Raw genomic sequence first — 11,987 nt, forward strand, 5'->3', positions numbered from 1 at the left:
TCATGATGATCCGACCGCAGGTAAGTCGCCAAAAGTCCCTATGAATAGATCCTCCGCGTTGCTCCTCGCTTTTGTCTTGCTCAACGGCTGTCAGGCCTGGCCACCCGGCAAGCACCAAGACACCGTTGCCGTGCAGGACAGCACGCCCAAACCCGCGGAAAAACCGCAGGTGTACGGTTCGTTCACCGAAGACACGGTGTTCAGCCTGTTGACGGCGGAGCTGGCCGGCCAGCGCAATCGCTTCGACATTGCGCTGGGCAATTACGTGGATCAGGCCAACAAGACCCAGGACCCTGGCGTCTCCGAGCGCGCCTTCCGCATCGCCGAGTACGTGGGCGCCGACCAGGCGTCCCTCGACACGTCGCTGGTGTGGGCGAAAAACGCGCCCAAGGACCTCGACGCCCAGCGTGCCGCGGCTATTCAACTGGCGCGCAATGGCCGTTACGACGAGTCCATGGTGTACATGGAGAAAGTCCTGCAGGGCCAGGGCGACACCCATTTCGACTTCCTGGCCCTGTCGGCGGCCGACACCGACCAGGACACCCGCAACGGTTTGTTGCAAAGTTTTGACCGCCTGCTGGCCAAATACCCGGACAACAACCAGTTGATCTTCGGCAAGGCCCTGCTGCTGCAACAGGACGGCGACAACCAGGGTTCGCTGAAACTGCTGGAAGACCACCCGCCACAAAATGGCGAGATCGCCCCTATCCTGCTGCACGCGCGCCTGCTGCAATTGCTCGACCGTGGCAAGGAAGCGTTGCCCCTGCTGGAAAAAAGCATCCGCCAGAACCCCGACGACAAACGCCTGCGCCTGACATACGCGCGCATGCTGGTGGAACAGAACCGCATGGCCGATGCCAAGGTGCAGTTCGCCAGCCTGGTTCAGCAGTACCCCGAGGATGACGAACTGCGCTACTCCCTGGCCCTCGTGTGCCTGGAAGCCAAGGCCTGGGACGAAGCCGCCAGCTACCTGCAGGAACTGGTGGACCGTGGCGCCCACGTCGACTCGGCGCACCTGAACCTGGGCCGCATCGCCGAGGAAAAAGGCGACCCGCAGGGCGCGCTGGCCGAATACGAACAAGTGGGCGGCGGCAACGACTACCTGCCCGCGCAACTGCGCCAGGCCGACATCCTCATGGCCAGCGGCCGTGTGGCCGAGGCCCGCAAGCGCCTGGCGGCCGCCCGTGAAGCGCAGCCTGACTACACCATCCAGCTTTATCTGGTGGAAGCCGAAACCCTGGCCAACAACGATCAACAGGAAGCCGCGTGGCAATTGCTGGCCAAGGCCCTGACGCTCTACCCGGACGACCTGAACCTGCTGTACACCCGCGCCATGCTGGCCGAAAAGCGCAATGACCTGACGCAGATGGAAGCCGACCTGCGTGCCATCATCAAGCGCGAACCCGACAACGCCATGGCCCTCAACGCCCTGGGCTACACCCTGTCGGACCGTACCACGCGCTACAGCGAAGCGAAGGACCTGATCGAGCGGGCCCACAAGATCAACCCCGATGACCCCGCCGTGCTCGACAGCCTGGGCTGGGTCAACTACCGCCTGGGGCACCTGAACGAAGCCGAGACCTACCTGCGCAAAGCGCTGGACAGCTTCCCCGACCAGGAAGTGGCTGCCCACCTGGGCGAAGTGCTGTGGGCCAACGGCAAGCAGCGCGAAGCGCGTCAGGTGTGGGCCAAGTACCTGAAAGAACAACCCGAGAGCCCTACCCTGCGCAACACCGTGCTGCGCCTGACCGGATCCGAGACTCTATAAGCTTATGTTTTTGCGCCACGTAGTTACGTTCACCCTGATCGCCCTGCTCGCCGGCTGTACCGGCTTTGGTTCCCGCGAGGCCCTGCAGGGCCAGGGCAACCCGCAACAATGGAGCACCCATAAGGCGCAACTTACCCAACTGGATGGTTGGCAGATCGACGGCAAGGTCGGTATTCGTGCGCCGAAGGACTCCGGCAGCGGCACCCTGTTCTGGCTGCAGCGCCAGGATTATTACGACATTCGCCTCTCGGGCCCCTTGGGCCGTGGCGCCGCGCGCCTCACAGGGCGCCCGGGCCAGGTGGTACTCGAAGTGGCCAACCAGGGCCGTTACGAAGCTACCAGCCCCGAGCAACTGCTGGGCGAACAACTGGGCTGGGACCTGCCCGTGTCGCACCTGGTCTGGTGGGTTCGCGGCCTGCCCGCTCCCGACACCAAGAGCAAGCTCACCCTGGACGGCGATAGCCGCCTGGCCAGCCTGGAACAGGACGGCTGGAGCGTGGAATACCTGAGCTATACCGAGCAGAACGGCTACGCCCTGCCCGACCGCATCAAGCTGCACGGTCGCGACCTGGACGTGACCCTGGTGGTCAAGAGCTGGCAACCACGGCAACTGGGGCACTGACATGACCCAGCCACGCCTGACCCTGCCCGCCCCGGCCAAGCTCAACCTGATGCTGCATATTCTTGGCCGCCGCGCCGATGGCTACCATGAACTGCAGACCCTGTTTCAGTTCCTGGACCACGGTGACGAGCTGGATTTCGCCCTGCGCCAGGACGGCGAAATCCGCCTGCACACCGAAATGGAGGGCGTGCCCCACGACAGCAACCTGATCGTGAAAGCGGCGCGCAACCTGCAGGACTTGTCGGGCACCGCCCTGGGGGCCGACATCTGGTTGCGCAAAGTGCTGCCCATGGGCGGCGGCATTGGCGGCGGCAGCTCGGATGCCGCCACCACACTGCTGGGGCTCAACCACCTGTGGAACGCGGGCATCGACGTCGACCGCCTGGCCGCACTGGGCCTGAGCCTGGGCGCCGACGTGCCGGTTTTCGTCCGCGGCCACGCGGCTTTCGCCGAGGGCGTGGGGGAAATCCTTACCCCGGTGGAGCCCGAAGAACCCTGGTACCTGGTGCTGGTTCCGCAAGTCTCTGTAAGTACAGCAGAAATTTTTTCAGATCCGTTGTTGACACGCGATTCACTTCCCATTAAAGTGCGCCCCGTTCCCAAGGGAAACAGCAGAAATGACTGCGAAGCGGTAGTCTCAAGGCGTTATCCAGAAGTACTTAACGCGTTGAATTCATTGAAGAAATTCACTGAAGCAAGACTCACCGGAACTGGAAGTTGTGTGTTTGGGGCCTTCCCAAGCAAAGCGGAAGCTGATAAAGTTTCGCACCTTCTTGCAGATACCCTTACAGGGTTTGTAGCCAAAGGCAGCAACATATCCATGTTGCACCGAAAGTTGCAGAGTCTGTCACAGGAAACGGGTGCTAGGCACTCGTAGCAACAGATACAGGGGCGTCGCCAAGCGGTAAGGCAGCAGGTTTTGATCCTGCCATGCGTTGGTTCGAATCCAGCCGCCCCTGCCATTTTCCTTATACTCATCCAGGTATACCCTCAGCCGGCAGGTACTGCGCGTGTCCAAGATGATGGTCTTTACGGGGAACGCTAACCCCGATCTGGCTCGGCGTGTAGTACGTCAGCTGCATATCCCACTGGGTGATGTCTCTGTCGGCAAGTTCTCCGACGGCGAAATCAGCACTGAGATTAATGAAAACGTCCGCGGTAAAGACGTCTTTATCATTCAGCCGACTTGCGCTCCGACGAACGATAACCTGATGGAACTGGTTGTGATGGCCGATGCCTTCCGCCGCTCCTCAGCGTCCCGAATCACTGCGGTGATTCCTTACTTTGGTTATGCCCGCCAGGATCGCCGTCCGCGTTCCGCGCGTGTGGCTATCAGCGCGAAAGTCGTCGCTGACATGCTCACCGTGGTGGGGATCGACCGTGTTCTCACGGTGGATCTGCATGCTGACCAAATCCAGGGTTTCTTCGATATTCCAGTAGATAACATCTACGGCTCCCCCGTTCTGGTGGACGACATCGAAGATCAACGCTTCGAGAACCTGATGATCGTGTCCCCGGACATCGGCGGCGTCGTGCGTGCACGTGCTGTTGCCAAGTCCCTGGGCGTTGATCTGGGTATCATCGACAAGCGCCGTGAGAAAGCCAATCACTCTGAAGTGATGCATATCATCGGCGACGTCGAAGGGCGTACCTGTATTCTGGTCGATGACATGGTCGACACCGCCGGCACCCTGTGCCACGCGGCGAAAGCCCTGAAAGAGCATGGCGCTGCCAAGGTCTTTGCCTACTGCACACACCCTGTGCTGTCTGGCCGGGCGATCGAGAACATTGAAAACTCCGTGCTGGACGAGCTGGTGGTCACTAACACCATCCCGCTGTCCGCTGCAGCACAAGCCTGTGTACGTATCCGTCAACTGGATATCGCACCGGTCGTCGCCGAAGCGGTCCGCCGCATCAGCAACGAAGAATCGATCAGCGCGATGTTCCGCTAAGGGCCCTGCCCTGCGAACACCCCGTTGACGAAAAGCGCCCCGCCCCAACAATACCGTTGGGGCGGGGCTTTTTTGCCCACCCCGCTTTGACGCTGGTCGCAAACGTCACTCGGGGATGGCTATTTTGGAGATGTAAAATGACTGATTTCATTCTGAACGCCCAAGCGCGTACCGACCTGGGGAAAGGTGCGAGCCGCCGCCTGCGTCGTCTCGCCTCCCAAGTTCCTGCCGTTATCTACGGTGGCGACAAGGAAGCTGAATCCGTAAGCATCCTGGCCAAGGAAATCGCCAAGCTGTTCGAAAACGAGGCTGCCTACAGCCACATCATCGAACTGAACGTCGACGGCAAGAAGCAGAACGTCGTGGTCAAGGCCATGCAGCGTCACCCAGCCAAGCAGTTCATCCTGCACGCTGACTTCGTACGCGTTGTTGCCGGCCAGAAACTGACCGCTATCGTTCCTGTGCACTTCATCAACGAAGAAGCACCCGTGAAGAAAGGCGGCGAGATCTCCCACGTTGTCAACGAGATCGAAGTTTCCTGCGAAGCCAAGGACCTGCCTGAGTTCATCGAAGTCGACCTGGCTGCTGCCGAGATCGGTTCGATCATTCACCTGTCCGACCTCAAAGCCCCTAAAGGCGTTGAGTTCGTAGCCCTGGCTCACGGCAACGACCTGGCTGTCGCCAACGTCCACGCTCCGCGTGTAGCTCCAGAAGCTGAAGAAGGCGCTGCCGAGTAATTCACTCGGTACGCCGGAGTTGTAATGACATCGCGGTAGCATGAGCGGACGAGATCGCGAAGTTTACACAACCGACTCGTCCAACCCGTGCCACCGGCCCTCCCGGTGGCGATGTTCAATTCGATTCCAAGGAAGAGCCCCTGTCGTGACCGCCATTCAACTGATCGTTGGCCTGGGTAACCCCGGCCAGGAATACGAACAGACCCGGCATAACGCAGGGGCTCTTTTCGTTGAGCGCATTGCTGCCAAACACGGCGTCAGCCTGGTAGCCGATCGCAAGTATTTCGGCCTGACGGCGCGTTTCAGCCATCAGGGCCATGATGTTCGTCTGCTGATCCCCACCACGTACATGAACCGTAGCGGCCAGGCCGTCGCGGCCTTGGCGAATTTCTACCGCATTCCGGTAGACGCCATTCTGGTGGCCCACGACGAACTCGACCTGCCCCCCGGCGTTGCCAAGCTCAAGCTCGGCGGCGGTCATGGCGGGCACAACGGCTTGCGCGACATTATCGCGCAGCTGGGCAACAACAACGGCTTTCACCGTCTGCGGCTTGGCATCGGCCACCCGGGTGTGGCCAGTCAGGTATCCAACTTCGTTCTGGGCCGGGCGCCGCGCGCCGAACAGGACAAGCTGGACGCCAGTATCGATTTTGCCCTCGGCGTGTTGCCGGATATCTTCGCCGGCGAGTGGAATCGCGCGATGAAAAACCTGCACAGCCAAAAGGCCTGACTCCACGAAGAGGGAATCACCATGGGTTTCAATTGCGGTATCGTCGGCCTGCCCAACGTCGGCAAGTCCACACTGTTCAACGCCCTGACCAAATCGGGTATCGCGGCCGAGAACTTCCCCTTCTGCACCATCGAGCCCAACAGCGGTATCGTGCCGATGCCGGATCCACGCCTGGCCGCCCTGGCAGCCATCGTCAATCCCAAGCGCATCCTGCCGACCACCATGGAATTCGTCGACATCGCAGGCCTGGTGGCCGGCGCGTCGAAAGGTGAGGGCCTGGGCAACAAGTTCCTGGCCAACATCCGCGAGACCGACGCCATCGCCCACGTGGTGCGCTGCTTCGAAGACGAGAACGTGATTCACGTTTCCAACAGCGTCGACCCCAAGCGCGACATCGAGATCATCGACCTGGAACTGATCTTTGCCGACCTGGACAGCTGCGAGAAGCAACTGCAGAAAGTGGCGCGCAACGCCAAGGGCGGTGACAAGGACGCTGTGGTCCAGAAAGGCCTGCTGGAAAAACTGATCGCCCACTTCACCGACGGCAAGCCTGCACGCAGCCTGATGAAGAACATGGGTGACGACGAGAAGCTGGTCATCCGCGGCTTCCACCTGCTGACCAGCAAGCCGGTGATGTACATCGCCAACGTGGCTGAAGACGGTTTCGACAACAACCCGCACCTGGACGTCGTCCGCGCCATCGCCGAAGAAGAAGGCGCTATCGTGGTGCCGGTGTGCAACAAGATCGAAGCCGAAATCGCCGAGCTGGACGATGGCGAAGAGAAGGACATGTTTCTGGAGGCCCTGGGCCTGGAAGAGCCTGGCCTGAACCGCGTGATCCGCGCGGGCTACGAGCTGCTGAACCTGCAGACCTACTTCACCGCCGGCGTCGAGGAAGTACGCGCCTGGACCGTGAAGGTCGGCGCCACCGCGCCACAGGCCGCGGGTGTGATCCACACCGACTTCGAGAAAGGCTTCATCCGTGCCGAAGTGATCGCCTACAACGACTTCATTCAGTACAAAGGGGAAGCGGGCACCAAGGAAGCCGGCAAATGGCGCCTGGAAGGCAAGGAATACATCGTTAAAGACGGCGATGTGATGCACTTCCGGTTTAACGTGTAAGCGCGTTACGGCAATGCCAAAAGCCCCGGTCTCGCATGAGCCGGGGCTTTTTCGTGATGCGGCTCACTTGGTCTTGTTCGGTGCTCTGGACGCGGCCAGGTCCGCTGCTACGCGAGTTAGGGCCGGCAACCACGGGGCACGCCTCGGAATTCCAGATCCATTCATAACCTACCAGACCACGGACATGGCCAAGAAAACCTCCACCTTCGATGATCTCATCTTCATCGCCAGCAAGCTGCCCTGGTGGTCCAGCCTGATTCTGGCGGTGGCCTTCGGTGTCTACCTGCATGGCGTGGCCGCAGCCCCCGTTGCGGTGGCCAATGACATGCAACACCTGCAGTCCATGATGATGCACAGCATGTTCAAGACGCTGGCCGCCATCGGCCAATACCTGGTCCCCCTGGTGTTTGTCATCGGGGCCATTACCTCCGTGCTGGGCCGCCGCAAGCGCCAGGAACTGCTGAACACGGGCCACGCGGTCAACGATTTCACCTGGCAGGAGTTCGAACTGCTGGTAGGCGAAGCATTGCGCCGCCAGGGCTTCAGCATTCAGGAAACCGGCGGTAGCGGCGCCGATGGCGGGGTTGACCTGATTGCCCGCAAGGACGGCGAGAAGTACCTGGTGCAGTGCAAGCACTGGCGCGCGCTGCAGGTGGGCGTGCCGGTGGTGCGTGAGCTGTACGGTGCCATGGCCGCCGAAGGCGCGGTGGGTGGTTTTGTGGTGACCAGTGGACGCTTCACGGAACCTGCGCGGGAATTCGCCAGTGGGCGCAACCTGAAACTGGTCGATGGCGCCCGCCTGCGCCGCTGGATCGCGGCGGCGAAGAAGCCGGCATCCGACACCAGCCCCCAGGCGCCGGTCGCCAAGCCACAGGTGGAGACGCCTGCGCCCTCACAAGCGCCCAGCGCCCCGACCTGCCCGCACTGTCGCAAGACCATGGTGGTGCGTGTGGCCCGCAGCGGCCGCAACGCCGGCGGCGACTTCTGGGGTTGTACGGACTACCCCAAGTGCCGTGGTATTCGCCCTATCTTCAGCGCCGCTGCGCGCTCGAAATAAGCCAGCGCCTACAACGGCCCGCGCCCGGCGACAGCGAATGCCTGCGGGAACTCGGCGCGCAGTGCATCACTCAACCACTGCGAAAACCATTGCACATCCGCCGACATCTGGCCGTCGGGTGTCAGCAACTGGTAGCTCTCCAGCGCCACCTCTACCTGCACGGCACGCACAAGCGTGCCGGCCTTCAATTCGTCCCTCACCAGTACTTCGTTGGCCAGGGCGATACCCTGCCCGCTCTCGGCCACCGCTAGCGCATGATCATTGCTGACGTAAAGCACGTCACAGGACAACCTCGAATCAATGCCCAGGGCGTTGAACCACATGTTCCACCACTCACCGTCATCGAAGTGGATCAGGTCCAGTTTCATCAGGTCTTCCAGCCGGCGAATGGGCTTGATGCTCGCCAGATACCTGGGCGTGCACACCGGGAATACCCTGGGGCACATAAGAGTGGCGCGGCTGTTGGCGAACTGCCCCGGCATGCCATAGGCAATACCCAGGTCCGCGGTTCGAGCATCGACTTCGGTGAACGTGGAGTTGGGCTCGATGGCCACCTTCAGCCCGGGGCGCGACTGGCGCAGCGCTTCGATGTGCGGGGTCAACCAGCGCTTGGCCAACCCGGGCACCACCATGATACGCAGCCAGCGTTCGCTGGCGTGGGGCTGCAACGCATCACTGGCGTCGGCGATCTGCTGCAACGCGCGGGAAATCTTGTGGTGGTATTTGCGCCCGGCGGGGGTCAATACAACACCACGTGGGGTGCGCTCGAACAACTGCACGCCTAGCCAGTCCTCCAGCAACTTCACATGCCGGCCCACCGCCGGCTGGGTCACGTGCAAAGCCTTGGCGGCCTCCACGTAGCTGCCCAGGCGCGCGGCTGCGTCGAAGGCACGCACGGCGTTCAGAGGGGGCAAACGCAGGTTGGACATACGTTCCGGGCCTCGCTGGCTATTAAATTTCCTGACAGCTGCCATGTTAAAATTGAAGTTTCGCGCCGGCAATCCCCGGCTGATAATCCCGGCAGTGCACAACAACAATAGCCCATCGCCCGATGGGTTTTCCCAGCCGAAAAGGGTCAGCCATGAATACTCAATCCCTCGACGAAGTAGTGCTGCTACCCGCCCACGAACTGGCGAGCAAGATCCACGGGCGGGAACTGTCGTGCCGTGAAGTGATGCAGGCCTACCTGGCGCATATCGAGCGTTTCAACCCACAGGTAAATGCCCTGATCAGCCTGCAACCGGCCGACGAACTACTGGCCCAGGCCGACGAGCGCGACAGCCAACTGGCACGGGGACAATACCTGGGCTGGATGCACGGCTTGCCTCATGCCATCAAGGACCTGTCACTCACCCGCGGCATACGCACTACCCTGGGCTCGCCCCTCTACCGCGACTTCGTGCCCGACCACGACGGAATCATGCCCGAGCGCATCAAGGCGGCCGGTGCGATCATCATCGGCAAAACCAACACGCCGGAGTTCGGCCTGGGCTCACAGAGCTACAACCCGCTCTTCGGGGCTACCGGCTGTGCCTTCGACCCGACCCGCACCGCAGGTGGCAGCAGCGGCGGTGCGGCCGCAGCGCTGGCCATGCACCTGGTCCCGGTGGCCGACGGCAGCGACATGATGGGCTCGCTGCGCAATCCCGCCGCGTTCAACAACATTATCGGCTTTCGACCGTCCCAAGGCCGTGTGCCATTCGATGATGCCGCCGACCTGTTCTTCGACCAGCTGGGCTACGAAGGCCCCATGGGTCGCACTGTTCAGGACACCGCCTTGCTGCTTTCGGTACAGGCAGGCCACGATCCACGCGCGCCTTTGTCGCTGGCGGGCGACGGCAGCGAATTCACCGCCCCCCTGGGCCGCGACTTCAAGGGCGCACGAGTAGGCTGGCTGGGTGACCTGAATGGTTACCTGCCCATGGAGAATGGCGTACTGGCGTTGTGCGAAAAAGCTTTGGGCGATTTTCAGGCACTGGGCTGCGACGTGGAGCACGCCACCCTGGGGTTTGACCCGACACGCTTATGGGACTGCTGGCGCACCCTGCGCAACTGGCTGGTGGCCGCGTCATTGGGCAAGCACTACCACACACCCGGCCAACGCGAGCTGCTCAAACCCGAGGCGTGCTGGGAGGTGGAAAATGGCCTGCGTCTCAGCGCCAGCGATATCGCCCAGGCGTCCGCCACCCGCACCGACTGGTACCGCGCCATCCGCAAGCTGTTCGAGCGGTACGACTACCTTCTATTGCCCAGCGCCCAGGTATTCCCGTTCGAGAAAAGCGTCCATTGGCCCACTGAAATCGGCGGCCATGCCATGGACACGTATCACCGCTGGATGGAAGTCGTGATACCTGGTTCGCTCAGCGGTTGCCCGGTAGCCAACGTACAGGCGGGGTTCAATCAACAGGGCCTGCCCATGGGGCTTCAGATAATCGGCCGGGCCCAGGCGGACATGGCGGTGCTACAGGTGGCGCATGCCTACGAACAGGTGAGCCAGTGGTTTGCGCGAGTGCGGTCGCCGTTGCTGGTGGCGCGATAGGGCTGGAGTGTGGCGCGATTATGGCGCGATAGGTCGTTGGAGTGGCGCGATTCCAATAATCGCGCCACAATTGCGCCATCTCCTCACTGAAATCGCGCCACTGCCATGAGTACACTGACCGACCTGCTCGATGAAATCCACGCTTCACCCGCGGGCCTGATGCTGAGCGACTGGCTGGCAAAACACCCGGGTGTACCGAGGCGCACTGCGCAGCGATGGGCTAGCGAACTAGTCAGGAATGGCCAGGTGATCCCTACCGGCAATGGCCCCTCGCGCCGTTATCACGCCAGTGCCAAAGCCGCCTGGCCTGCGCCGCAGGAAATCAGCTTTCCCACCTTCATCCCCTTGTCGGTCGACAGCCGTGACATCCTGGCTTACGTATATCAGCCTCTCCAGGCGCGTAAACCAGTGGGCTACCAGCGGGAATTTCTGCACGCTTACCAGCCTAACGCTACTTTCTATCTGTCGGCCAGCCAACGGCGCCAGTTGCACAGCATTGGCAAAACCCCTGATGCCCATGCCCCGGCCGGCACCTATAGCCGCGCCATTCTCAACCGTCTGATGATCGACTTGTCCTGGGCATCCAGTCACCTGGAGGGCAACACCTACACCCGGTTGGATACGGTGGAGTTGATTGACTTCGGCAGAGTGGCGCAAGGCAAGGCGACACTCGAGACGCAGATGATCCTGAATCACAAATCGGCTATCGAGTTGCTGGTGGAGAATATCGATAGTGTTGGATTCAATCGCTACACATTGCTGAACTTGCACAGCGCGCTTTCGGAAAACCTGCTGCCCAACAGCGCCGACGAAGGCCGCGTGCGCCAACACGGGGTGGAAATCGGCCAGAGCGTGTACCGCCCACTGGCCTCCCCACAGCAGATCGATGAAGCATTGGATGAAGTGCTGGCCAAGGCTGCCGCTATTGAAGACCCCTTCGAGCAATCGTTTTTCATCATGGTCCACATTCCCTACCTGCAACCCTTTGCAGACATCAACAAACGCACCTCGCGACTGGCGGCCAACCTGCCTCTGTTTCGCGCCAATCTGTGTCCGCTGACCTTTCTCGACGTACCTGAACAGGCCTATAGCAGGGCGACCCTGGGACTGTACGAACTGACGCGGGTGGAGCTTCTCAGGGATCTCTATGTATGGGCATACGAACGATCCACGCAGGAGTATCTGGCCATTCGCCAAGAACTGGCAGCACCGGATCCGTTGCGGTTGGCGTGGCGCAACTTGATCAAGCAAACCATCCGAGAGGTGGTAGTCGCCCCTGGCGAAGATGCTATGGCAATCATTGAGCGGCATGTCATGGCCAGCGTTCCGACGCCAGAGCAACCGAATGTGCAAGCCTTGATCATCGAAGAGCTTCGCAGGTTGCATGAAGGCGTGTTGGCACGCTATGGGTTGCGTCTGTCAGAATTCACTGCCTGGAAAGCTGCGCAAGCTGTCTGACA

At 61.3% G+C, this 11,987-nt stretch carries 11 protein-coding genes and 1 tRNA gene; 11 read left to right on the top strand and 1 reads right to left on the bottom strand.

Annotated elements, in window-relative coordinates:
* Nucleotides 1-40: 40 nt before the first annotated feature.
* The 9 genes from QBK88_RS27340 to QBK88_RS27380 all read left to right on the top strand — a co-directional run bounded on the left by QBK88_RS27340 (nt 41) and on the right by QBK88_RS27380 (nt 7,988).
* Complete coding sequence (locus tag QBK88_RS27340) at nt 41-1,768, top strand: tetratricopeptide repeat protein (protein ID WP_268145540.1); 1,728 nt, start codon at nt 41-43, stop codon at nt 1,766-1,768.
* A 4-nt stretch (nt 1,769-1,772) separates the two neighbouring features.
* Nucleotides 1,773-2,390, top strand: coding sequence for a lipoprotein insertase outer membrane protein LolB (gene lolB, locus QBK88_RS27345; protein WP_277964502.1), 618 nt, complete (start codon nt 1,773-1,775; stop codon nt 2,388-2,390).
* 1 nt (nt 2,391) lies between these two features.
* Nucleotides 2,392-3,267 carry a 4-(cytidine 5'-diphospho)-2-C-methyl-D-erythritol kinase gene (ispE, locus tag QBK88_RS27350; RefSeq protein ID WP_277964503.1) on the top strand — a complete coding sequence of 292 codons (876 nt, stop codon included), beginning with the start codon at nt 2,392-2,394 and terminating at the stop codon, nt 3,265-3,267.
* A 10-nt stretch (nt 3,268-3,277) separates the two neighbouring features.
* Nucleotides 3,278-3,352, top strand: a tRNA-Gln gene (locus tag QBK88_RS27355).
* Between the two features lie 48 nt (nt 3,353-3,400).
* Nucleotides 3,401-4,342, top strand: coding sequence for a ribose-phosphate pyrophosphokinase (locus QBK88_RS27360; protein ID WP_008373254.1), 942 nt, complete (start codon nt 3,401-3,403; stop codon nt 4,340-4,342).
* A gap of 137 nt (nt 4,343-4,479) precedes the next feature.
* Entirely contained in the window at nt 4,480-5,079 is a 600-nt protein-coding gene (locus QBK88_RS27365) for a 50S ribosomal protein L25/general stress protein Ctc (protein WP_268145547.1), read from the top strand.
* A gap of 145 nt (nt 5,080-5,224) precedes the next feature.
* Nucleotides 5,225-5,809, top strand: coding sequence for an aminoacyl-tRNA hydrolase (pth, locus tag QBK88_RS27370; protein ID WP_158154032.1), 585 nt, complete (start codon nt 5,225-5,227; stop codon nt 5,807-5,809).
* Between the two features lie 21 nt (nt 5,810-5,830).
* Nucleotides 5,831-6,931 (top strand): redox-regulated ATPase YchF, encoded by a 1,101-nt coding sequence (ychF, locus tag QBK88_RS27375; RefSeq protein ID WP_277964504.1) that lies wholly within the window; start codon nt 5,831-5,833, stop codon nt 6,929-6,931.
* Nucleotides 6,932-7,115: 184 nt separating this feature from the next.
* Nucleotides 7,116-7,988, top strand: coding sequence for a restriction endonuclease (locus QBK88_RS27380; RefSeq protein ID WP_277964505.1), 873 nt, complete (start codon nt 7,116-7,118; stop codon nt 7,986-7,988).
* Nucleotides 7,989-7,996: 8 nt separating this feature from the next.
* Here QBK88_RS27380 and QBK88_RS27385 read toward each other — a convergent pair whose 3' ends face one another.
* Entirely contained in the window at nt 7,997-8,917 is a 921-nt protein-coding gene (locus QBK88_RS27385; protein WP_277964506.1) for a LysR substrate-binding domain-containing protein, read from the bottom strand.
* Nucleotides 8,918-9,069: 152 nt separating this feature from the next.
* On the opposite strand from QBK88_RS27385, the gene QBK88_RS27390 reads away from it, so the two are divergent.
* Nucleotides 9,070-10,527 carry an amidase gene (locus tag QBK88_RS27390; RefSeq protein WP_277964507.1) on the top strand — a complete coding sequence of 486 codons (1,458 nt, stop codon included), beginning with the start codon at nt 9,070-9,072 and terminating at the stop codon, nt 10,525-10,527.
* Nucleotides 10,528-10,632: 105 nt separating this feature from the next.
* Nucleotides 10,633-11,985 (top strand): Fic family protein, encoded by a 1,353-nt coding sequence (locus QBK88_RS27395; protein WP_277964508.1) that lies wholly within the window; start codon nt 10,633-10,635, stop codon nt 11,983-11,985.
* The last annotated feature ends 2 nt before the right edge of the window (nt 11,986-11,987 follow it).

The organism is Pseudomonas sp. RIT-To-2, assembly GCF_029623465.1.
Lineage (GTDB): Bacteria > Pseudomonadota > Gammaproteobacteria > Pseudomonadales > Pseudomonadaceae > Aquipseudomonas > Aquipseudomonas silvicola.

Coding starts and splice junctions, on each gene's coding strand:
- ychF (WP_277964504.1), top strand. CDS start 5,831: ATGGGTTTCAATTGCGGTATCGTCGGCCTGCCCAACGTCGGCAAGTCC.
- lolB (WP_277964502.1), top strand. CDS start 1,773: ATGTTTTTGCGCCACGTAGTTACGTTCACCCTGATCGCCCTGCTCGCC.
- QBK88_RS27380 (WP_277964505.1), top strand. CDS start 7,116: ATGGCCAAGAAAACCTCCACCTTCGATGATCTCATCTTCATCGCCAGC.
- QBK88_RS27385 (WP_277964506.1), bottom strand. CDS start 8,917: ATGTCCAACCTGCGTTTGCCCCCTCTGAACGCCGTGCGTGCCTTCGAC.
- QBK88_RS27340 (WP_268145540.1), top strand. CDS start 41: ATGAATAGATCCTCCGCGTTGCTCCTCGCTTTTGTCTTGCTCAACGGC.
- QBK88_RS27365 (WP_268145547.1), top strand. CDS start 4,480: ATGACTGATTTCATTCTGAACGCCCAAGCGCGTACCGACCTGGGGAAA.
- ispE (WP_277964503.1), top strand. CDS start 2,392: ATGACCCAGCCACGCCTGACCCTGCCCGCCCCGGCCAAGCTCAACCTG.
- QBK88_RS27395 (WP_277964508.1), top strand. CDS start 10,633: ATGAGTACACTGACCGACCTGCTCGATGAAATCCACGCTTCACCCGCG.
- QBK88_RS27390 (WP_277964507.1), top strand. CDS start 9,070: ATGAATACTCAATCCCTCGACGAAGTAGTGCTGCTACCCGCCCACGAA.